At 67.9% G+C, this 21984-nt stretch carries 22 protein-coding genes, 1 tRNA gene and 1 other RNA gene; 12 read left to right on the top strand and 12 right to left on the bottom strand.

Annotated features, from left to right (window positions below; genetic code table 11):
* Positions 1–191 precede the first annotated feature (191 nt).
* Positions 192–276 (bottom strand) — tRNA-Ser (locus AC1DR1_RS09005).
* Positions 277–861: 585 nt separating this feature from the next.
* On the opposite strand from AC1DR1_RS09005, the gene ffs reads away from it, so the two are divergent.
* The 5 genes from ffs (at position 862) to AC1DR1_RS08980 (ending at position 7553) form a co-directional block, all read left to right on the top strand.
* Positions 862–958, top strand: an RNA gene (ffs, locus tag AC1DR1_RS09000) — signal recognition particle sRNA small type.
* Positions 959–985: 27 nt separating this feature from the next.
* Complete coding sequence (locus tag AC1DR1_RS08995; protein WP_476992474.1) at positions 986–4117, top strand: DNA polymerase III subunit gamma and tau; 3132 nt, start codon at positions 986–988, stop codon at positions 4115–4117.
* Positions 4118–4168: 51 nt separating this feature from the next.
* A complete protein-coding gene (recR, locus tag AC1DR1_RS08990; RefSeq protein ID WP_090579574.1) occupies positions 4169–4768 on the top strand; it encodes a recombination mediator RecR in 600 nt (199 codons plus the stop codon).
* Between the two features lie 7 nt (positions 4769–4775).
* On the top strand, positions 4776–6176 hold the full coding sequence (locus AC1DR1_RS08985; RefSeq protein ID WP_476992473.1) for a GNAT family N-acetyltransferase: 1401 nt from the start codon (positions 4776–4778) through the stop codon (positions 6174–6176).
* A gap of 18 nt (positions 6177–6194) precedes the next feature.
* On the top strand, positions 6195–7553 hold the full coding sequence (locus AC1DR1_RS08980) for an aspartate kinase (protein ID WP_229996177.1): 1359 nt from the start codon (positions 6195–6197) through the stop codon (positions 7551–7553).
* Between the two features lie 199 nt (positions 7554–7752).
* Here the strand turns inward: AC1DR1_RS08980 and AC1DR1_RS08975 are convergent, their stop codons facing one another.
* Positions 7753–7947, bottom strand: coding sequence for a hypothetical protein (locus tag AC1DR1_RS08975; RefSeq protein ID WP_043423475.1), 195 nt, complete (start codon positions 7945–7947; stop codon positions 7753–7755).
* Between the two features lie 143 nt (positions 7948–8090).
* Positions 8091–8315, bottom strand: coding sequence for a hypothetical protein (locus AC1DR1_RS08970; RefSeq protein WP_229996176.1), 225 nt, complete (start codon positions 8313–8315; stop codon positions 8091–8093).
* A 127-nt stretch (positions 8316–8442) separates the two neighbouring features.
* Here AC1DR1_RS08970 and AC1DR1_RS08965 point away from each other — a divergent pair, with 127 nt between their 5' ends.
* Genes AC1DR1_RS08965 through AC1DR1_RS08950 form a run of 4 tightly spaced genes read left to right on the top strand, consistent with a single transcriptional unit; the run spans position 8443 to position 10914 of the window.
* Positions 8443–8913: a MarR family winged helix-turn-helix transcriptional regulator gene (locus AC1DR1_RS08965; RefSeq protein ID WP_229996178.1), complete on the top strand. Its 471-nt coding sequence runs from the start codon at positions 8443–8445 to the stop codon at positions 8911–8913.
* Between the two features lie 27 nt (positions 8914–8940).
* On the top strand, positions 8941–9555 hold the full coding sequence (locus tag AC1DR1_RS08960) for a subtilase-type protease inhibitor (RefSeq protein ID WP_476992472.1): 615 nt from the start codon (positions 8941–8943) through the stop codon (positions 9553–9555).
* Between the two features lie 4 nt (positions 9556–9559).
* Complete coding sequence (locus AC1DR1_RS08955; RefSeq protein WP_476992471.1) at positions 9560–10525, top strand: 3-methyladenine DNA glycosylase; 966 nt, start codon at positions 9560–9562, stop codon at positions 10523–10525.
* Complete coding sequence (locus AC1DR1_RS08950) at positions 10522–10914, top strand: serine protease inhibitor (RefSeq protein WP_229995926.1); 393 nt, start codon at positions 10522–10524, stop codon at positions 10912–10914. The genes AC1DR1_RS08955 and AC1DR1_RS08950 overlap by 4 nt, the downstream gene beginning before the upstream one ends.
* 164 nt (positions 10915–11078) lie before the next feature.
* Here AC1DR1_RS08950 and AC1DR1_RS08945 read toward each other — a convergent pair whose 3' ends face one another.
* Positions 11079–14216 carry a S8 family serine peptidase gene (locus AC1DR1_RS08945; RefSeq protein WP_476992470.1) on the bottom strand — a complete coding sequence of 1046 codons (3138 nt, stop codon included), beginning with the start codon at positions 14214–14216 and terminating at the stop codon, positions 11079–11081.
* Positions 14217–14558: 342 nt separating this feature from the next.
* Positions 14559–14744: a hypothetical protein gene (locus tag AC1DR1_RS08940; RefSeq protein WP_091564988.1), complete on the bottom strand. Its 186-nt coding sequence runs from the start codon at positions 14742–14744 to the stop codon at positions 14559–14561.
* Between the two features lie 277 nt (positions 14745–15021).
* Between AC1DR1_RS08940 and purS the strand changes: the two genes are divergently transcribed.
* The 3 genes from purS to purL are packed head-to-tail and all read left to right on the top strand — an operon-like array spanning position 15022 to position 18363.
* Positions 15022–15273, top strand: coding sequence for a phosphoribosylformylglycinamidine synthase subunit PurS (gene purS / locus AC1DR1_RS08935; protein WP_018776110.1), 252 nt, complete (start codon positions 15022–15024; stop codon positions 15271–15273).
* A 1-nt stretch (position 15274) separates the two neighbouring features.
* Entirely contained in the window at positions 15275–16033 is a 759-nt protein-coding gene (gene purQ / locus AC1DR1_RS08930) for a phosphoribosylformylglycinamidine synthase subunit PurQ (protein ID WP_229995927.1), read from the top strand.
* Entirely contained in the window at positions 16030–18363 is a 2334-nt protein-coding gene (purL, locus tag AC1DR1_RS08925) for a phosphoribosylformylglycinamidine synthase subunit PurL (protein ID WP_229995928.1), read from the top strand. Before purQ ends, purL begins: the two co-directional genes overlap by 4 nt.
* A 364-nt stretch (positions 18364–18727) precedes the next feature.
* On the opposite strand, the gene AC1DR1_RS08920 is transcribed toward purL, so the two are convergent.
* The 7 genes from AC1DR1_RS08920 to AC1DR1_RS08890 all read right to left on the bottom strand — a co-directional run bounded on the left by AC1DR1_RS08920 (position 18728) and on the right by AC1DR1_RS08890 (position 21896).
* Positions 18728–19021, bottom strand: a complete 294-nt coding sequence (locus AC1DR1_RS08920; RefSeq protein WP_229995614.1) for a DUF503 domain-containing protein — start codon at positions 19019–19021, stop codon at positions 18728–18730.
* A gap of 128 nt (positions 19022–19149) precedes the next feature.
* On the bottom strand, positions 19150–19467 hold the full coding sequence (locus AC1DR1_RS08915; protein WP_476992469.1) for a putative quinol monooxygenase: 318 nt from the start codon (positions 19465–19467) through the stop codon (positions 19150–19152).
* Positions 19468–19517: 50 nt separating this feature from the next.
* Entirely contained in the window at positions 19518–20120 is a 603-nt protein-coding gene (locus tag AC1DR1_RS08910; RefSeq protein ID WP_476967647.1) for a hypothetical protein, read from the bottom strand.
* A 14-nt stretch (positions 20121–20134) separates the two neighbouring features.
* Positions 20135–20695, bottom strand: a complete 561-nt coding sequence (locus AC1DR1_RS08905) for a DUF1990 family protein (RefSeq protein ID WP_229995612.1) — start codon at positions 20693–20695, stop codon at positions 20135–20137.
* Positions 20692–21102, bottom strand: coding sequence for an MmcQ/YjbR family DNA-binding protein (locus AC1DR1_RS08900; RefSeq protein WP_229995611.1), 411 nt, complete (start codon positions 21100–21102; stop codon positions 20692–20694). Before AC1DR1_RS08900 ends, AC1DR1_RS08905 begins: the two co-directional genes overlap by 4 nt.
* Before the next feature lie 24 nt (positions 21103–21126).
* Entirely contained in the window at positions 21127–21462 is a 336-nt protein-coding gene (locus tag AC1DR1_RS08895) for a hypothetical protein (protein ID WP_476992468.1), read from the bottom strand.
* An 8-nt stretch (positions 21463–21470) separates the two neighbouring features.
* Positions 21471–21896, bottom strand: coding sequence for a CoA-binding protein (locus AC1DR1_RS08890; protein WP_229995610.1), 426 nt, complete (start codon positions 21894–21896; stop codon positions 21471–21473).
* Positions 21897–21984: the final 88 nt, after the last annotated feature.

The raw sequence follows: 21984 nt of genomic DNA, 5'->3' as shown, positions 1-21984 counted from the left end.
GGGCCGGGGCGGCCGGTGGGGCTGCAGGGCCGGGACGCGGCCCGGCGGGGCCACCGGGGGCGGGCCGGGCGGGGCCGGGCCGCAGAGTGCGGGGCGGCGGGGCCAGCGGACGCACTTTCTGGCCATAACCTCCGAGGATGCAAAAGCATGGAGACGCAAAAAGGCCCCGGTCCGAGGACCGGGGCCAACCGCGGAGAATGGGGGATTTGAACCCCCGAGGGCGTTAACCCAACACGCGTTCCAGGCGTGCGCCATAGGCCGCTAGGCGAATTCTCCAGTTGCTTCTGAATCAAAAGCAGATACTAGACTACCTGAACTTTCCAGCTTCGCCCAATTGAGCCCTCCCCGACCCGGCCCGGGGCTCTTCCGGGGGACATGCCCCCCGCTGCATGCGTAGGCTGGACATAGTGCCAAATAGCCCAGTCCTGCGCGCGAAAAATGGACATGCCCCACCGCTGCCCACCCCACCACAGGACATGCCCCGCCAGCCGCTCGAGGGCTGGACATAGTCCCAGCGCGGCCCAGTCCCGTCCGCGAAAAATGGGCATGCCCCACGCTGCCCACGCCCACCTGAGGACATGCCCCATGCAGCACGCACTAGCTGGACACAGTCCCCCAGCGCCGCCTGCATTGCCCGGATCCACCCTGCTGGCCGCAATAACTACCCGCAACTACCCGCGAAAAATGAGCATGGCCCACGCTGCCCTCCCCCGCCACCGGACATGCCCCGCAGCCCGGCCGAGGGCTGGACATAGTGCCAACCAGCCCAGTCCTGCCCGCAAAAAATGGGCATGTCCCGCCGGGGATAAGGGGCCAAAACGGGCCAATTCGAGGCACCGCCAATCGTCAGGTAAACTTGCTGACGGCCCCTCATGTGGCGTCATCCTGTTGAACTCCCCCAGGACCGGAAGGTAGCAAGGGTAAGCGGGCTCTGGCGGGTGCATGAGGGGTCTTTTATGTCTGTGCCGATTGGTAGGGTTTATCTGTGACTGTTACTACCGCTCTCTACCGTCGATACCGCCCCGATTCGTTCGCGGACGTTATCGGGCAGGAGCATGTCACCGAGCCTCTCATGACGGCCCTGCGCAAGAACCGCGTCAACCACGCCTATCTCTTTTCCGGCCCCCGCGGCTGCGGCAAAACCACCTCGGCCCGCATTCTGGCCCGCTGCCTGAACTGCGCCGAGGGCCCCACGGACACCCCCTGCGGCAAGTGCCCCAGCTGCGTCGAACTGGCCCGCGGCGGCTCCGGCTCCCTGGACGTCATCGAGATCGACGCCGCCAGCCACGGCGGTGTCGACGACGCCCGCGACCTCCGCGAACGGGCCACCTACGCCCCGGTCCGGGACCGCTACAAAATCTTCATCATCGACGAAGCCCACATGGTCACGTCGGCCGGCTTCAACGCCCTGCTCAAGATCGTCGAAGAACCGCCGGAACACATCAAGTTCATCTTCGCCACCACGGAGCCGGACAAGGTCATCGGCACTATCCGCTCCCGCACGCACCACTACCCCTTCCGGTTGGTGCCGCCGGAGCCTCTCATGGCGTATCTGGAGCTGCTCTGCACCCAGGAGAACGTCCCCGTGGCGCCCGGCGTGCTCTCCCTCGTCATCCGCGCGGGCGGGGGTTCGGTGCGCGATTCCCTCTCCGTGCTGGACCAGCTCATGGCCGGCGCCGGACCCAACGGCCTGAACTACGAGCTCGCGGTCGCCCTGCTGGGCTACACGCACGCGTCCCTGCTGGACGACGTCGTCGAGGCCGTCGCCGCGTCGGATTCCGCCACGGTATTCCGCGCTGTGGACCGGGTCATCCAGACCGGGCACGATCCCCGGCGCTTCGTCGAAGACCTGCTGGAACGCTTCCGCGACCTCATCATCGTGCAGGCAATGCCCGAAAGCGCCCAGTCCATCCTCCGCGGCATGCCGGCGGACCAGATCGCCCGCCTGCAGAACCAGGCCCACAACCTCGGCGCGGCCGAGCTCTCCCGCGCCGCGGACGTCACCAACACCGCGCTCACGGACATGACCGGGGCCACCTCGCCGCGCCTGCATCTGGAACTGCTGTGCGCCCGCATCCTGCTGCCCAGCTCCGAACAGACCGAGCGCGGCATCGCGGCCCGGATCGACCGCGTTGAGCGGCGGTTGAACTATGCCGGGAACGACGTCGGGGCTCCCCTCGCCAGTGCTCCCGCACCTGCCGCCGTTCCGCCTGCGCGCACCGAACAGCGCACTGAACAATCGGCTTCTCCCCGGCCGCCTGCTGCACAGGCGCCCGCCGCGCCCTTGCCCCCGGCCGCCGCAGCCGCCGCCGCATCCACCCCGCCCCAGGCCGAGCAGCCTCCGGCCACAGCCCCCGCGCCCGCTCCCGCTCGGCGGGACGAGCCTGTCCGGGAACCACTGACGGCACCGCGGGTCAGCACCAGCGACTGGCCCGTAGACGAACCCGCAGCGGCCGGCCGGCCCGCGCCCGCGCCAGTTCCCTCCGCCGCGAAGCGGTCCGCCCTGCCCCCGGCAGACACTGCCCCGCAGGCTGCCGCCCCGTCAGTCGAGCCCGCTCGGGCGGCCGCGCCCGTGGCCGCCCCGTCCGCCGCTGCACCGGCCGCCGCTGCGCGCACCGAGCCTGCCGGGAATGGCCTGGCGCCTGCCGCGGCTCCCAGCCCTGCTCCCGGTCCTGCCGCCGGCCCAGGCGCCGACGTGGAGGTTTTGCGCCGCGCGTGGCCCGAAATCCTGCAAACACTCACCAAGATCAAGCGCAGCACCTGGGCACTGGTGGAACCCAATGCCCAAGTCGGCCATTTCGAAGACCACGTCCTGACCCTCGCGTTCACCACCACGGGGCTGGCGGGGGCTTTCGGCCGGGCCGACCACGCCGACAACCTCCGGCAGGCGATCCACAAGACGATCGGCATCGATTGCCAGATCCGGGCCGTGTCCGGCAGCAGCAACAGTCCAGCGAGCTCTGAGCCAAACCCAAAAGCGCCGGCTAGCCCGGAGACTCCGGCAACGACGGCAACGTATGCATCATCGGCCGACGTCGCCTGGGGCCTGAGCCCGGCCCCCCAGCCGCCCGAATCTCCGGCGAACGAAACCTCTGTTGCCATCCCGGCTGGGGCACCCGCCCAGACCCACGTTCCCGCCGCTTCACAGCCGGCGACGCAATCCACCCTGGCCCCCACCAGGGCCGCGCCGGCTCCCAACGACGAGGCTCCCAAGGCAGCGCCGGTGCCGGAACTGCAGGTGCCTGCCCCTGCAGCCCAGGCTCAGGTCCGCACGGCCGAGCCATCCGTCGAACCGGGCGGGCCGTCGGAGGCGTCCGGGTCCTATGCCGACCCTGATGAAGACTGGGGACCGCCCCGGGACGAGGACGCCCCGCCGCTGGACGAAGAACCACCCCTGGATTGGGATCCTTCACCCGCCGCCACGCCGCGCCGCCCCGAGCCCGCAGCAGCGGCAGCGGCTCCAGCCCGCAAGTCCCCGGCCGCGCCGGGGACCAAGGCTGCCGGCTCTCCCGCCGGGACACCGGACGCGGGCCAGGACGCGTCGGCTGATGCGTGGGCCCGCGCCGTCGAGCAGTCACCGGGCGTCTGGACGGTCGGAACAGATTCGAACCTCGGCCGGTACACGGGTCCGGATGTCGAGCCCTCGGCACCCGAGCCTGAGCCGGCGCCAGTGCACTACGAGCCGGCGACGGCACAGATCCCGGCGTATGCGGGCGTGGTGTCCGCTCCGTCCGGACTGACCTCGGACCACCCTGCCCGCGCCGAAGCGGCGCCGGCCGTCGCGGAAGYTGTTGCGCCGCGCGTGGCTGCCGCTGCCGCCGCTGCAGTCGCGGATGCTGTTGCGGTGACCGCTGCTCCGGAGGCTGCCGCCCCGGCAGGCCGGCAGAGCCTATACCAGCGGCTGTCGAACAGTCCCGAGGCCGAGGCCGGGCGGGCGAAAGCCCCCACCCGCGCTGCTGCCGCAACCACCGTGTACGTACAGGACATCCCGAGCGCCGACGACGAAACGATCGAGGAATCGGGCGTCTTCGGCCGGGCCGCCGTCGAGCGTATTTTGGGCGGGAAACTGGTAGAGGAACGCTCCCTGGATGGAAGCCCGCTGCCGCCCCGCTTCTAGCAGACCCCCTGCCGGCTGGCCCCGGCCCCACTCCAAACGAACGAGGACATTGTGTATGAAGGCGCAGTTCAAGAGCTGATCGACGAGCTCGGACGCCTTCCCGGAGTGGGGCCAAAGTCAGCCCAGCGGCTGGCCTTCCACATCCTCGAGGCGGATCCCCAGGACATGAAGCGGCTCGTCGATGCCATCACCACTGTGAAAGAACGGGTCAAATTCTGCACGGTGTGCGGGAACGTGACGGAGCAGGAACTGTGCAACATCTGCCGCGACCCGCGCCGGGATCCCTCGGTGATCTGCGTCGTCGAAGAATCTAAGGACGTCCTGGCGGTCGAGCGCACGCGGTCGTTCCGCGGCAGGTACCACGTGCTGGGCGGCGCGATTAATCCAATCGCCGGCATCGGTCCGGAACAGCTCCGGATCCGTGAGCTGCTGACCCGGCTCAACGACGGCGCCATCCAGGAAATCATCATCGCCACCGACCCCAATCTGGAGGGCGAGGCCACCGCCACGTATCTTGCCCGGATGCTCAAGTCGATCGGCATCGCCGTCACCCGGCTCGCTTCCGGCCTGCCCGTGGGCGGGGATCTGGAATACGCCGACGAAGTCACCCTCGGCAGGGCCTTCGAAGGCCGCCGCAACGCGCTGAGCTGACGGCCTTGTGGCAGCCGCAGGCAGCTACACCCCGGCGCCGCTCCTCACCGAGCGTTTGCTGTTGCGTCCGTTGACAGCGGACGACGCCGGCGCCCTGCTCCGATTCCGCGCCCATCCGGCGGCGACGCGGTACCTGTCCCACGGTCCGCTTACCCCGGCGCAGAACCACGCCCGGCTCGAGCAGGCGCTGTCCGCGGCGGCAGCCTCTACTGCCGAGTGGTTTCACTTCGGCTGGGCGATCGAACTGCGGGCCACCGGAGAAATCGTTGGGGACGGCCGGACCTGGAACACGGAGGAGCCCCCGGCGCCCGGCCGGATTCCCGCTGAGGCAGCCAGCCTGGGCTACGTTCTGCACCCGGACCACCACGGGGTCGGGCTCGGCCGGGAGGCCGCGAGCGCCCTGGTCGACTGGCTTTTCAGCGCCCGCGGCAGCGGGACCATTTTCGCGGGGGTCTACGAGCCTAATCTTCCCTCGCGCAGGCTGCTGGAGGGCTTGGGCTTCCGGAAGGACCGCTTTTCTTCCCGGTTGCCGAGGACACAGCGGGAAAGCAGCTGCCGTCCTGGCGCTACAGGCTGGACCGCGGCTAGCTGTACTGCGCCTGGGAGCTGCCGGCACAGGTGGCAGTGCCGCGGACCAGGGCTGCCGCTCCTCCCGATTCCCCTCCGGGCCCAATGGACATGTCCCCGCATCCCTCCTCCTGGCCCAGCCCCAGCCCCAAGCCCGGCGGACGTGCCCAGCGCCCGCGCCCAGGACTGGACACAATGCCCTGATGCCCACTCCTGCCTGCCAAGAATGAGCATGTCCCGCGGAACGGGAGAGCATGTCCACCACCCACCCGCGCTTCCCCAACCGGACCAGTGGACATGTCCAGCGCCCAGCCCCAAGCCCAGCGGACATGTCCAGCGCCCAGCCCCAAGCCCGGCGGACATGCCCAGTGCCCGCGCCCAGGAATGGACACAATGCCCTGATGCCCACTCCTGCCTGCCAAGAATGAGCATGTCCCGCGGAACGGGAGAGCATGTCCACTACCCACCGCGCTCCCCAACCGGACCAGCGGACATGTCCAGCACTCCGCCCCAAGCCCGGCGGACATGTCCAGCGCCCAGCCCCAAGCCCGGCGGACATGTCCAGCGCCCAGCCCCAAGCCCGGCGGACATGTCCAGTGTCCGCGCCCAGGACTGGACACAATGCCCTCATGCCCACTCCTGCCTGCCAAGAATGAGCATGTCCCGCGGAATGGGAGAGCATGTCCACTCCTGGCTGCCATCACGGGGCATGTCCGGTGGAGAGAGGCCCGGAGTGTCTGCCATTCGGTCACAATTCAACGGCGCGGGCGGCACGGCGATAAACTGGGGTGAGAAGTTACGCCGTCGCGCCGTTTGGTTGCCTGGCCCAGAACCCCGATGATCCAGTGAGGGTGCGCGAATGAGTTTGCCCACTACCGAAGTCCAGCCCGGATCGCAGCCGCAGACGCTGCCCGTCTCGGCCGCCGCCACCAAGCACCTTGTCGTGAAGAAATTTGGCGGGTCCTCGGTGGCGGACGCGGAGGGCATCAAGCGCGTCGCCCGGAGGGTCGTGGACGCCCAAAACGCCGGCGACGAGGTGGTGGTGGTGGTTTCCGCCATGGGCGACACCACCGATGAGCTCCTTGACCTCGCCAGCCAGGTGACCGATTCCGCCCCCGCCCGTGAGATGGACATGCTCCTTTCTGCAGGCGAACGCATCTCCATGGCGCTGCTGGCCATGGCCATCAACAAGTTCGGCGCCTCGGCCCAGTCGTTCACCGGGTCCCAGGCCGGCATGATCACCGACGGCATCCACGGCAAGGCCCGGATCATCGACGTCGACCCGCACCGCATCCGCACCGCCCTGGACAAGGGGCACATCGCGATTGTGGCCGGATTCCAGGGCATGAGCCACGCCACGAACGAGATCACGACGCTTGGGCGCGGCGGCTCGGACACGACGGCCGTGGCCCTCGCCGCGGCGCTCGACGCCGATGTGTGCGAGATCTTCACCGACGTCGACGGCGTCTACACGGCCGATCCGCGCGTCGTGGCGTCGGCCCGGAAGATCGACCGCATCTCCAGCGAGGAAATGCTGGAGCTGGCCGCTTCCGGCGCTAAGATTCTTCACCTGCGCTGCGTCGAATATGCCCGCCGCTTTGGGGTGCCCCTGCACGTCCGTTCCTCATTCAGCCAGAACGAAGGCACCTGGGTCCTGCCCGGCGCCGACGACAAGATCACGACTCAAGAGGGAGTTGCCTTGGAGCAGCCAATCATCTCCGGTGTTGCACACGACCGTTCCGAAGCCAAAGTCACGGTTGTCGGCGTACCGGACATCCCCGGCAAGGCTGCGGCGATCTTCCAGGTCATCGCGGACGCCCACTCGAACATCGACATGATCGTCCAGAACGTCTCCACACACGGCACCGGCCGGACCGATATCTCCTTCACCCTCCCGATCGTCGAGGGCGCCGAGGCTCTGGCCGCCCTGCACGCCGCGCAGGACCGGATCGGCTTCGAGAGCATCGAATACAACGAGAAGATCGGCAAGCTCTCGCTGATCGGCGCCGGCATGCGCTCGCACCCGGGCGTTTCCGCGCGATTCTTCGCGGCCCTCTCCGAGGCCGGCATCAACATCAACATGATCTCCACCTCGGAGATCCGGATCTCCGTGGTCACCCACGCCGATCTGCTCGACGACGCCGTCCGGGCCATCCACAGGGCGTTTGACCTCGACAGCGAGGACGAGGCCACGGTCTACGGCGGCACCGGCCGCTAGCCGAGCCGAAGCTTGTCGGGCGGGATCCCGGAGCGCACAGAGATATGGGGAAGGGAGCGGCGCTTGCCGCTCCCTTCCCCACATCTGCCCGAATCCGGCCGCATCCCCCCGTTTCGGGCCGCAATCCAACGGCCGCACGCGGCCGCCCCGCAGCACCGGGATCCCCCCGGCACCTATGGGATGGGCGCAGCGGGCCTGCTCAGACCTCTTCTTTCCCGAGATCCGTTTTCCGGACAGCGTAGTGGTGTCCCTGGTCGTCCGTCTCGACCTCGAAGCCTGCCAGGTCGTCTTCCGAGGCGTGCTCGAAGTCATCGTGCTTGTGAACTACAGGCGCCGCGGTGTCGCCTCGATTTGCGGGCCCGAACAGGAGCCGCAGCTTGTCGGTCTTTTCCATGAAAGCTCTGACAGCACGTGTCACTAGTCCCACCCCCTTTCCTCGTCCCGGATGGTTCAGGATGCTGCACAGCGGTGTGGCAGTGCCCTCATTTTACGCCCGGCGGCGGGAAATGGCCCGGGCGCGGTGCCGCGAAAAGGGACCTAGCGCAGGGATTTGTCGTCAGGATTTCGGGGCACCACATAGGTGCTGCCATCGGGCCGGTGCAAGGTCTCCCACTGTTCAGTTTCGGCCTGCCGCATTGCCAGCAGCCGCCTGTTCTGGTCGGTCATCTCGTGGCCGAGTGAACTGCGGTTGGCCGGGCCGAACACGGCCCGGAACTTCCCGGTGGCCCGCATGAACCTCTCGACGGCGTTTTCCTTGGCCATGGCTATCCTTCCCTGGGAACAAGACAATGCTCCCAGTGTACGCTAATCATTAGTGCACTAATCATTCAAAGGAGTCGGTGTGACCGAAGGAACCCCAGCAATCCAGGGCGGGCACGTCACGCAGGGCGTGCAGGAAGCCCGGGCAGCGGAGGACGACCTCCTGCTGGAACAACAGCTCTGCTTCGCCCTGACGGTAGCCTCCCGAAGCGTCGTGGGCGCCTACAAACCCGTCCTGGACCAGCTCGGCCTGACGCACCCGCAGTACCTCGTCATGTTGTGCCTTTGGGAAGCAAGCCCGCGGTCCGTCCGCGACATCAGCGAGGCCCTGGCCCAGGAGCCGGCAACCATCTCGCCGCTGCTGCGCCGCCTCGAGACCGCCGGTTTCATCACCCGCCAGCGGATGGAAGGCAACGAGCGCACCCTCGATGTCCGGCTGACGCCGCGCGGAGCCGCCCTTCGGGAGCAAGCCACCGAAGTCCCGGGCATCATGATGGCCCGGCTGGGCCTGACGCGTGAACAGGTCGGCCAGCTGCACGCGACCATGATGGACCTGATCGCCGCCACCCGGCCAGGCCCGGACGACGCGCCCCGGCGGTAGACTGGGCAAAACAGAGGAGGACTGCTGATGCGCACGCAATCGGGCCGCCCGGCACTTGTCCTGGCGGCCGTCCTGATGGCCGTGGCCGGACTGGCCGCCTGCACGCCGAACGGCGGGCCAACACCTTCTCCCTCCACCAGCACGACGTCGGGCGCCCCCTCCACCCCCTCGCCAACAGCCCCGTCCGGCTCCCCGTCGCCAGACACAGAGACGACGTCCCCGGCACCCGCACCCTCCGCGGAGCCGCTGCCGTCCGGCCCCGGGCAGGGGAACGCCGAGCTCGCCATCATGATCAAACCGGCCGAGACCGCTACCGCGACCAACTTCACGCTCGTCTGCCAGAACGGGGCTCCTGCGGCCGAGAGCCAGCATCCCAACCCCGCCGCAGCGTGCATCGCCATCAAGAACAATCCGTCCATTCTCAACCCGGTTCCCGCCGACAAGAACCAAGTCTGCACCCAGCAGGCGCCCGCCATCCAAGGCGGCCAGCAAATGATCTACGGCGGCCCGCAAACGGCGACGGTCACCGGCGTCGTGGACGGACACCAGGTTCAGGTCAGCTTCAGCCAGAAGGACGGCTGTGAAATCGCCGCCTGGAACGCCGCCAAGGACGTCCTGGGCTCATCCGGCGGGGCGAGCTAAGCCCTTGCACCTCCAGCAGGAAGAGTGGCTGCCACGCCAGGCCGCCCACGTCCAACGCGTCCGCCGCTATGCGGATCCCTACCTCGAGCGGCGCTCCGCCGGCCGGAAGCACCCGGTGGAGGACTTCCTCTTCACCTACTACACCCAGAAGCCCGGACAGCTGCTGCGCTGGCACCCGGGCGCCGGCGTCGTGCTCTCCGGCCCCGAGACTGCGGCGCGGACCGGGTGGAAGTATTACCGCGCGGCCGACGGCGCCGAACTCGCGGCCGCCGGACTGCCGGCAGGGTCGCCCGCGGTGACTGTCGACGTCGGCGCCTTCCTGAGGGACCGACGGGAGGCACTGCAGTTCGCCGGGATCATCCTCGCCGGGACCGCCGCGCGGCCGGCCCAGTTCGGCTGCTTCGGGCTGCACGAGTGGGCCATGGTCTACCGGCAGGACAAATTCGACCTCCGGCACGAGTACCTGCAGTTGCGGCTGGGGTCCGGGCGCACCGACGAGGTGGTGGAGGAGAACCGGATCCGGTGTTCGCACTTCGACGCCTTCCGCTTCTATACGCCGGACGCCGTTCCGCTAAACAGCATGGTCCCCAGCAGGGAGAACCAGCGGGCCATAGAGCAGCCGGGCTGCCTGCACGCCAACATGGACCTCTACAAGTGGGCCTACAAGCTTTCCCCGCTGCTGCCCAGCGAGCTGGTCATGGACTGTTTCGAACTGTCGTGGCGGATCCGGGCCATGGACATGCAGGCCTCGCCCTACGACCTCGCCGACTGGGGGTACCCGGCCATCCGGATCGAGACACCGGAGGGCAAGGCCGAGTACGTTGACTATCAGCGGGCGTTCGCGGCCGAGTCACAGCAGCTCCGGGAGCGGCTCCTGCAGGAGCTGACGCCGCTGCTCAACGCCGCGGCCGGGACCGCGCCCACCACCGGAGGCCCGGAGCCGGACAACAGCCTGAAGGGACCGTCATGACAGACACAGCCAGCCCCGAAAATGCACGCCACGACCCTAACGGCGTCGATCTGACCATCCGCCTCACCGAGGCTCCCGGTGCGCCGGAATACACGTTCAGGCTGGAAGCCGGCGACGGCGTCCCCTCCGCCGCCTCCACCCTGCCCGATCCGGCCGCAGCCCTTGAGGCCGTCCGGCGCCACGGCGAGGCCATCTTCTTCCCGAAGCCGGGGCCGCCGCGGCTGTGCACGCAGCAGTACGGCGGCCCGCAGACCGCCGTCGTGACCGGCTGGTACCTCGGACGCGAGGTCAATAGCCGCTTCAGCCGGACCGACGGCTGCGAGATCGCCCGCTGGCGCGCCATGGCGCCGCTGCTCGGCGGCACCGTTGGGTCCACGGGCGCCATCTGACGTTTCCGGGCGTGCCGCCCGGCCCCTGCGCCCGATGCCCTACCCCGCCGCGGCCGGGCCCGCTCTGGTCCGCGGCCGGGCCCCTCTGGTCCGCGGCGGCTTAAACGGCAACGGCCGGCGGTGTGAGCCGCCGGCCGTTGCCGTTTCCTAGTGAGGGTTTCTGCCTAGATGGCGTTGTTCGAGGCGTTGGACTGATCGCTGTTCTGGATCTTGCCCTGGTCCTCCGAGGTCGGCGGGACCACGACGGCCCCGGCCGGGCTCACCAGCACCGTTACGAACGTGGGATCGCTGGCACCGGCGAAAGTGACCCGGCCGATGTACGAACCGGCCTCCAGCCCTTCCCAGCTCAGCGTGACCTTGCCGGCCTTGCCGTTGGCGAGCCGAAGCGGGGTCGGGTTCAGCGATGCCTTGCCCACCACCTTGCCCAGCACGGCGGCGTCGACAGAGGCCTTGGTGGGCTTGTTGTTCGGGCTCGCGTACAGGTTGGCGTAGATCGTGTACTTGCCCGGTTTCGGGTTGGGGATGGACACCGATTCGCTCGCCGATGATGTCGCGACCGTCAGCGGGCCGCTCGGGGTCATGACGTACATGTCGAAGTCAGCGTTCGGGTCCGCGGAAATGACCGAGAACTTGGCCAGAGGGGCTCCGGCCTCGACTGTGACGCTCTTGACGAGGTTCGAGGCATCCGTGCGTGCCGTGAACGGGCCCGGGACGAGCTCGACGGCCGTGGAGTCTGCCTTCGAGAGTCCGTCGAGGGTCATGTTGATCGGCGAGCTGGTGCCGGAGACCACCTTGATGGCGCCCGAACCGCTGCCCCCCTCGGAGGTGAAGGCAACATCGGACAAGGCCACGACCGACTGCGGCCGGACCGCGATCGGCGACGCCACGTTCTTGTTGGCGCCCTGCCAGGTCAGCGAACCGGTCGCGAACTTGCCCAGGGGTGCGCCCTGATTCTCAAAGGAGACCTTGAACGTGCGCTTTTCGCCGGCGGCGCTGAAGTTCAGAACGGCCGGGGTCACGGTGACCTTGATGCCGGGAACATTGAAGTTGGCCTTGTAGACCCCCGGCGTCAGGGCGGTCAGCGTGCGGGTGACCTCGATCTTCCCGGCCAGGTTGCCCAGGGCGAAGGACGGGAGGTTCATGTCCCGCGGCTGGGTGGTGCCGACGCCCGGGATGGGGGAATCGAAGCCCGTGCCGTTGATGAACGCCAGGTAGTCATCCGTGGTGGCGTCGTAGACCAGGCCCGGATCCAGCACGCGGGCCGGGTCCACCTGGCCCGCGCCGGTGGCGAACACATCGGTGTTCTTGGATCCGTCGGCGTTCACAACGTCGCTGGTGGTGGTCATCATCGCGGACTTGACCGTCGCAGGGGACCATGCGGGGTTCTTGGCGAGGATCAGCGCGCCGAAGCCGGCCACGTGCGGGGACGCCATGGAGGTGCCGGAGAGGAAACCGAAGTTGTCTCCTCCGGTGCCGATCGGTGAAACGCCGGCCAGCACGGCCACGCCGGGCGCCGCGACGTCAGGCTTGAGGAGGTCCGAGCCGGCAGCGAGCAGCGGGCCGCGGGAGGAGAACCCGGCAATCTGCGGCTGCGCCTCGAGGGGCAGCCCGGTGGTGTCCTTGTTGACCAGGGAAACCGTGATGGCCGGGTTGGCCGTGACCTTGGCCTTGATGGCCTCGGTGGCGGGCGGGTTCACGTGGACGGTGGGGACCGAGTGCTTGTCCGTGTCCAGCGAGGAGTTGGTCAGGTTGACGAGGATCATGCCGACGCCGCCGCCACGCTTAACCTCGGCGCTCTTTGCAACGCGGTCAACGACGCCGCGGTCACAGACCACTACCTTGCCGGCGATCTTCGCCGGGTCCAGCGTGTCGGGGCCGCACAAAGCCGAGCTGGTGCTCCCGGCGGCTGCTGCGTTGGCTGCCAGGACGACGCCGGCGTTGGAGACCTGGCCGTTCATGATGCTGGCGCCGCGGTACTTGCTGCCGTCGGAGAACTCGACCGTGCCCTGCAGTTCCTGCGAGAAGCTGCTGGCGGCGACCGTGGTCAGCCAGGGCGCGCCGTGATTGACGGTGCTGGCGGTCGGGCCGGAGTTGCCGGCGGAGACGGCGACGAAGATCCCGGCCGAGGCGGCGGACAGGAACGCCAGGGAGACCGGGTCCGTGGTGGTGTCCGTGGCGCCGGAGATGGAGTAGTTCAGGACGTCCACGCCGTCCTCGATGGCGCTCTCGATCGCATCGACGGACGCTGACGAGTAGCACCCGCCGGAGTTGGGATCGTTGTCTTCCCAGCAGACCTTGTAAACGGACAGCTTTGCGGCCGGCGCGATGCCGCTGGTCTGGCCGAAGCTCCGGCCGTCAACCATGGCTTCGACGTCGGCGTTTCCGGCAGCCGTGCTGGCGGTGTGGGTTCCATGGCTGGCGGCGTCGACCGGGGACAGCCGTTCGCCCGGGTCCCAGGCTTCCGGCGGGACAGTGGCCTCGAAGGCGTCGCTGAAGTAGCGGGCGCTCAGGACCTTGGAGTTGCAGGCGGTGCCGTCGAAGTCGGTACCGGTCTGGCACTCGCCCGTGAAGAATTCGCCGTCGGCTTTCAGCATCTGGATCTTGCCGTCCGCGGTGCGGTACGGCACGCCGACGACGGGATCTCCGGTGAGCGGCTTGACCTCCTCGCCGGCGAAGTAGGCGCTGGAGGGGGTGTATCCGGTGTCGATGACACCGACCACGACGCCCTTGCCGGCCGCGTCTTTGCCGCCGAACTTGGTGTTCCACGTGCCGTTGGGCCCGCTGAGCTTGAGGAAGTCGGAGCTGGAGTAGTCGGGTGCGTTCTGCGTGTCCGGCGCGACCACCAGGACCGAGGGGTCCTTGGCCAGCTTCAGGGCCTGGTCCGCCGTCAGCTGGGCGCTGAAGCCGTTGAGGGCTGCCGTGAACTGGCGCTGCATCTTGACGCCCTGCTGGCCGGCCACCTGGGCCTGCCGCTGTTCCAGATGCGCCGTGTACTGCTTGACTTCAGCCCTGTTGGCATCGAGCTTCTTGCCGGCTGCAGGCTTGGTGGCCGGCATCCCGGCCGTCCCGCCGTCGTAGGTTGCGGACGGCTTTTCCGCCAGGACCACAATGTAGCGGCCGTCCTTATAGTTGTTCGGATCAACATTCTTCTGTGCGACCCCGGCTACGGCCGGGCCTTGCGCCGGGGCCGCGTTGGCGGGGGCGATCGCGATGCTGGACAGAAGAACCGGCAAGCCCAGGGTCAGTGCCGCGGCCCTCCGGAGTCCCCCGCTTCGAAGGAAGCTCTTTCCTGGTGATGTCACGAGTGTTTGAACCTTTCGTAAAGGAACGGCCCGGCTTCAATACCGGGCCCAACGGACTGGCGGGAACTCACCGGGCGATCGCCCGGCCTGCCCCGACGGATACCAGCCGATTCATACAGTACAGACTGAGAGCGAGATATGACATAGACCACAAGGAGGTATTTAAAATTTGTCATGCAGTACGACACGATGCGATGGCGGAGCTCATGACCTGCGTCAATTGGCGCCTTCGGCCCGCACGGACCCGCACGGGTGCGCACCCCTGCGGCACCTCGGCGAGGGAGGACGCGGCCACTAATGGTCCGGGGGCCACCGCTGGCCTACGGGCGGCCTACCGCTGGCCTACTTACGCGGAGTCCGGACGACGTCGCTGATCCATGCTCGGGTCTTCTCATCCAGGGGACCGGCCACCTTGGACGCCCTCGCCGCACGGTCGGCCTTGATCTTCTGCAGGACCATCCGGCCCAGCCCGGCGAACACTGCAACGGCCACAACAGATAACACCACGGATTTCGGTTTCTCAGCCATGGGCACATCCTACTGACCCGCGGCAGCCCGGACCATAGGCCGCAGCCGCCCCGGCGACGCCATTTCTCCAGTTCAGCGACCTGCCGTTGGGGCCGCGTTCACACTCCCAGCTTCGAATACGGCCGGACGCACCGAGGCCGGTAGAATGGGCATGCAAGCTCGCGGAGCGCCCTTTCTCGTTGTATTCACCAAGCAGTCCTCAACACACAGCGGATCGGCGTGAGACGGCACCACTCCGCTGCGCCCTTACCCAACGCTCACGCACAGGAGTTGCCGGATGCCCCGGATCGTTGTCGACGTCATGCCCAAGCCCGAGATTCTGGACCCGCAGGGGAAGGCCATCGTCGGTGCTCTGCCCCGGCTGGGCTTTACCGCTTTCAGCTCTGTCCGCCAGGGCAAGCGCTTTGAACTCACGGTCGACGGCGAGGTGACCGAGGAGATCCTGGCCCAGGCCCGCGACGCTGCGGAGACCCTGCTGTCCAACCCGGTCATCGAGGACGTCGTCAACGTCGAGGTCGTTGAGGCCTGAGATGACTGAACTCCCCCTGATCGGTGAGGCTGTTGCCGTCGCCGCGCACCCCCGGCTCGCCGGTGCGAAGATCGGCGTCGTCACCTTCCCCGGCACCCTGGACGACCGCGACGCCGCCCGTGCGGTCCGGCTGGCCGGCGCCACCCCGGTGGAACTCTGGCACGCCGGGACTACTTTGGGCGACGTTGACGCCGTCGTGATTCCCGGCGGTTTCTCCTACGGCGATTACCTCCGTGCCGGCGCCATCGCCCGCTTCGCGCCGCTGATGTCCAAAATCATCGACGCCGCCAACTCGCGTGCCTTGCTGCCCGTGCTGGGCATCTGCAACGGCTTCCAGATCCTGACCGAGTCGCACCTGCTGCCCGGCTCCATGATCAAGAACGATCACCTGAAGTTCATGTGCCGCGACCAGGTCCTGCGCGTGGAGAACAACACGACGGCCTGGACCGGGGACTACGCCGCCGGCCAGGAAATCACCGTGCCGCTGAAGAACCAGGACGGCCAGTACATCGCCGACGAGAAGACCCTCGATGCGCTCGAGGCGGAAGGCCGCGTCGTGTTCCGCTACGTCGGCTTCAACCCGAACGGCTCCCGCCGCGACATTGCCGGCATCTCCAACGCCGCAGGCAACGTGGTGGGCCTCATGCCGCACCCCGAGCACGCCGTGGAGGCCGGCTTCGGCCCCGAGATCGGCTCCGGCACCGAGGGCCTCGGGTTCTTCACCTCTGTCCTGAACAAAATCGTGGGAGACAACAAATGACGGACACACCCGCAGTGGCGGCGCCCGCGGAGACCGCCCGGAAGTTCAACATCGACACCGTCGAGAACGCGGCCAAGACGCCGGACACCGAACTCCCCTGGGCCGAACTGGGCCTGAAGCAGAACGAGTTCGACGAGGTCGTTAAGGTCCTGGGCCGCCGCCCCACCGGCGCGGAACTCGCCATGTACTCGGTGATGTGGAGCGAACACTGCTCCTACAAGTCCTCGAAGAACCACCTGCGCCAGTTCGGCGACAAGGTGACCGAGGAAATGAAGAAGGACATGCTCGTTGGCATCGGCGAGAACGCCGGTGTCACCAACCTGGGCAACGGCTGGGCCGTGACGTTCAAGATCGAGTCCCACAACTCACCGTCGTTCGTGGAGCCCTACCAGGGCGCCGCAACCGGCATCGGCGGCATTGTCCGCGACATCATCTCCATGGGCGCGCGCCCGGTGGCCGTGATGGATCCGCTGCGCTTCGGTGCGATCGACCACCCGGACACCGCCCGCGTCATGCACGGCGCCGTGGCCGGCATCGGCGGCTACGGCAACTCCCTGGGCCTGCCCAACATCGGCGGCGAGATGGTCTTCGACTCCGTGTACCAGGGCAACCCGCTGGTCAACGCCCTCGCCGTCGGCGTCATGCGACACGAGGACATCCGCCTCGCCAACGCTTCCGGCAAGGGCAACAAGGTGGTGCTGTTCGGTGCCCGCACCGGCGGCGACGGGATCGGCGGCGCCTCGGTGCTGGCTTCGGAGTCGTTCGACGACACCAAGCCGTCCAAGCGCCCGGCCGTCCAGGTGGGCGACCCCTTCGCCGAGAAGGTCCTGATCGAGTGCTGTCTGGAGCTGTTCAAGGGATCCCTGGTTGAAGGCATCCAGGACCTGGGCGCCGCGGGCATTTCCTGCGCCACGTCCGAGCTCGCCTCCAACGGCGACGGCGGCATGGAGGTCGAGCTGACCTCCGTCCTGCTCCGCGACCCCACGCTGACCCCGGGCGAGATCCTGATGTCCGAGTCGCAGGAACGCATGATGGCCGTGGTCACCCCCGAGAACATCGCCGCGTTTGAAGCGGTCATGGACAAGTGGGCGGTGGAGTACTCCTGGCTGGGCGAAGTGACCGACACCGGCCGCCTCATCATCACGTGGGAAGGCGAAGTCATTGTCGACGTCGACCCGCGCACCGTGGCCCACGACGGCCCGGTCTACGACCGCCCGTACGCCCGCCCCGAATGGCAGGACGCCGTCCAGGCCGACTCCTTCACCGGGTCCGTGCAGGATACCGGCCGTCCCTCCGCCCCCGCGGACCTGGCCGCCGCCATCACCGAGCTCGTCGCCTCGCCGAACATGTGCGACAAGTCCTGGATCACCAAGCAGTACGACCGCTACGTCGGCGGCAACACCGCCATGGCGTTCCCGGACGACGCCGGCGTGGTCCGGGTGGACGAGGAAACCGGCCTCGGCGTGGCCCTGGCCACCGATGCCAACGGCCGCTACACCTACCTCGATCCGTACCACGGCGCGCAACTGGCCCTGGCCGAGGCCTACCGGAATGTCGCCACCTCCGGCGCCGTTCCGATGGCCGTCAGCGACTGCCTGAACTTCGGCTCCCCCGAGGATCCCGACGTCATGTGGCAGCTGGCCGAAGCCATCCGCGGCCTGTCCGACGCCTGCATGGTCCTCGGCATCCCGGTCACCGGCGGCAACGTCTCGCTGTACAACCAGACCGGGACCACCCCCATCCACCCCTCCCCCGTGGTGGCTGTGCTGGGCAAGTTCGACGACGTCGCCCGCCGCACGCCGTCGGGCTGGAAGGAAGATGGCCAGGCCATCTACCTGCTGGGCACGACAGCGGCCGAGCTGGACGGTTCGGAATGGTCCAACATGCGCGGACACCTCGGCGGCCTGCCGCCCAAGGTTGACCTCGACGCCGAGCGCGAACTGGGGCAGATCCTGATCAACGCCTCCCGCGACGGCATGGTGGATTCCGCCCACGACCTCTCCGAAGGCGGCCTCGCTGCAGCCCTCGTGGAGTCGTCCCTGCGCTACGGCGTGGGCGCCCGGATCGCGCTGCAGGATGTCCTGGACCGCGACGGTGTGGACCTGTTCACGGCGCTGTTCTCCGAAACCCAGGGCCGCGCCGTCGTCGCTGTGCCCCGCTCGGAGGAAATCCGCTTCACGGACATGTGCACCGCCCGCGGCTTCGCGCACGTCCGGATCGGCGTGGTGGACGCCGAGGGCGGCACGCTGGAGATCAATGGCGTCGAAACCATGAGCCTCGACGCGCTCCGCGAAGCCCACGAGGCGACCCTGCCGAAGTACTTCGGCTAGTCCCCACCGCAGCCCTCGCCTCGCAAGCTCGGCCAGGGAACCCTGGCGGCGTGGGCCCACCCACCGCAGCCCTCGCCTCGCAAGCTCGGCCAGGGAACCCTAGCGGCGTGGGCCCGTTCCATCGGTTGCTCCGTAACTGCCGTTTTGAACCCTCAAAACGGCAGTTACGGAGCAATCGTTCGTTAACGCCCGGGCCGCCATCGACGCCGATTCTGTATTTCCGATAGGCCAAGTCGGGTTCGTGGTGCCGCGTTCCCGCATCGTCGATGATCGGCACGTTTAGCTCCGGTTCCGGAAGGCCTGCGGCGAATCCGAGCCCACCCCAATGAACCTCAAAAGGGCGGCTACGGAGCAATCGACGGGGTTAGTCGTCGCTGCGGAGTTCCCGTTGCCGTGCGCTGAGGAGTTCGAGTTCGGGCCGGGCTGCCACGAAGCGTTCGACGGCGGTCAGCACCTCCACGACGTGTCCCCGGTCGGCTGCCACCAGGCCGGCGCCCAACTGCGTGCGCCGGTGCTGTTCGTGGTCCCCGACCTCGGCCACGGAGACATCAAAGCGCCGCTTCAGCTCCGCCAGCAGCGGCCGCACCACGGAGCGCTTCTCCTTGAGGCTGTGAACGTCGCCCAGAAGGATGTCGAATTCGATCCATCCGATCCACATGCCATAAGCCTATCCATTGCTCCCCACCGGCTCCCTCGCCTCGCAAGCTCGGCCAGGGAACCCTGCCAGCGTGGGCCCACCGCCGTTTTGAGGCCTCAAAATGGCGTCTACGGAGCAATCGACGCCGGTTAGATGGTGAGTTCGCCCATCCGGTCCCAGCCTTCGCCGTCGAGCTGGCGGCTGATGATCCGGGGAGTTTCGGCCAGGGCCTGGGGCATGTCCGCCATGGCCTGCTTGAAGTGGGCGCTGTTCACGTGGTCTCCGGCGGCGGCGTCCTTGAAGGCCTCAACGAGGACGAATTCATTGGGATCCTCCACGCTGCGGGACCAGTCGAACCAGAGGTTCCCTGGCTCCTGGCGGGTGGCCCGGGTGAAATCGTCCACGAGTCCCAGCCAGCGCTCGGACCAGTCCGGCTTGACCTTGAATTTGACGACGATGAAGATCACGAGCTGTTGCCTTTCATTCGAAATTCCGGAGGTTCCATTCTTGCAGGCGGTCAGCAGGCCTTGATGGCCTCGCGGGCAAGTTCCTGCTGCCGCGGGGTGCCGATCCGGTCGGCCCACTGCTCGGCGAGCTGGAACTCCACCATTGCCTCGGTGCAGCGGCCGGCGTCGTGCAGCGTCCAGCCGAGGTTGTTGTGCAGCGAGACCACCCACCGCTTGGTCCGCTCGTCGTGGACCGTCGAGGCATACTCCAGGGCGCTCCGGGTCCAGGTCTCGGCGTGCGCGGAGTCGGCAATGGCGAGCATGTGCAGCGCGTCCACGGCCAGGAATTCCTCGCCCAGGTGGTCCGCCAGTTCTGCCGCCTGCTCAAAGAGCGGCACGGCCATCGCCCCGTGGCCGCTGGAATTGAGCACCCGGCCGCGTTCCAGCAGCACCCGGACGGCCACGGTGGGCTCGTCGGCATCGATCGAATCCAGCAGCGCGTCGGCTTCCTCGTAGCGGCCCTGCAGCCCGATGGCCCGGCCCAGCTGGGCGGTGAGTTCGGCGCGTTCGTCGGCGTCATAGCTGTCATCTGCGGCGGCCGCCCGGAAACGGGCTTCCGATCCGGCGGGGTCGTCGAAGTTCCACAATTGGTCAAGGGTTGTCTGTTCCAGCATCCACCTGCTCCTGCTCAGCTTTCACCTGCGGCCAGTTCGTGTGCACTCCCAATGTATCGGGAAGTGACATGCCGTTGTGCACGTCCCGCGAGGGCGCTGCCGGCCGCGTAGAACCAGTTGGACGGCCTGCTGAAGGCCGTGATTTTGAGGAACACCCGCCCCGCGGCGTCGATCTCCACTTCGAAGGCTTCCTCGCCCCGCACGGGATGGCCGGGCAGCGTGCCGTACCCGAACCCGGCACGTTGGGGCCCGTCGCCGGGCACCGGCCGGCGCACCCACACCACCTCGCAGGGCGCGTTGATCCGGAAGGGCCCGACGCCGAATCCGCTCACCACGCGCGCACCGGGCACGACGGCGTCGGAGTCGGTGCGGATCCGCAGCCCGGAGCGTTTCTGCAGCTGCCAGGAAAGAATCCCCTGTGCCACCCTCCGGTACAGTGCCAGGCCATCGCCCAGGTAAGTCTGGGACACCAGGCAGGGAAAGCCTTCCGGAGCCTGCCCGTGCTCGGTGGAGCCAATGCCCGGATAGTTCAGCCCGGCCCCCGCGATGCCGCCGGCGTCAGGGCCGCCGCTCATGTGCCTTGGCCCCGGGCGAGCCCTGCCCAGCCCAGCTGCTCCCGCTGTTTTCGGCTGAGCGATGCGACCACCAGGTCATAGGAATCCTCCACCATGTCCCGGATCATGTCGTCCGGCAGCGATCCGTCCAGCCGGACCCCGTTCCAGTGCGTCTTGTTCATATGCCAGGCGCCGGAGATTTCCGGGTGGATGGCCCGCAGCTGTTCGGCCAGGGCCGGCTCGCATTTGAGGCTCACGGACCAGTCCGTCGGGTCCATGGCGGATAACGCGAACATCTTGGCGTCCTGCCGCGCGCCACCCGCCACGGCAGAGCGCACTTTGAACACGGATGTCTCCGGGCCGAACGGAAAGTCCTCAAAGGCGCCCGGGAAGCTCAGGCAGATCTCGCGGAGGGTGGCAACGTCCATGACACGAGCCTATCCGGCTGCGGTCTACCCGGCAGTGCGGGCATCGCCGATGCTGTGCAGCCCTTCGGGAGTGGTGCCGTTGACTTCGTAATCGCCCACGGTGCGGGCCTTGAACACGGCCGGGTTGTGGGTGGCCACGGTCCGGGCGTTGCGCCAGTGCCGGTCCAGCGACTTGGACTTCGACGTGGCGGATGCCCCGGTCACGTCGAAGAGCTGCTGGGCCGCGGACTGGACGAGCTCGGGCACCAGCAGCTGGGCCTTTTCCACCGCGATCTCGCCGCGGATGTAGCGCTGCTCCGGGGTGAGTTCCAGGTCCTGATCCGCACCGGCGTCGAGCTCCCGGGCCGCGGCCAGCACCACCGACTCCGCTAGAGGCCCACGCGCCACCCTTCGCGGGCGGGGCACTCGTTCACGACGACGTCCAGCCCGGCGGCCTTGGCACGCTCCGCCGCGGCGTCGTCGAAGACGCCCAGTTGCAGCCAGACGGCCTTGGCGCCTACGGCAATGGCCTCGTCTATGACGGCCCCCACCTTGTGGGAGTTGACGAAGCAGTCCACGACGTCGATCGGGTGTTTCGCCGCGGGAATCTCCGTCAGGGAGCGGTACCCCTTCTCGCCATGGACGTCGTCTCCGGGCAAGTTGACCGGAATGATTTCCATACCCATCCGGTCACGGATATACAGGGAGACGTCGTACGCCGAGCGCCATTCGTTGGTGGTCAGGCCGACCACCGCCCACGTGCCTTTGGTTCGCATGAGGCGGTCAATGACTGCCGGATCGTTAACGTGGGCCATGCATTAACCTTACTCCTGCGACTTTTTTGGACAATCGTCGAATAAATGAACGATTTCGCGCCGCCGGGCGCCGCCGTGAACGAATATT

The sequence above is a fragment of the Arthrobacter sp. P4_F10 genome (assembly GCF_056401435.1).
This window is presented reverse-complemented; position numbering and strand designations above follow the sequence as displayed.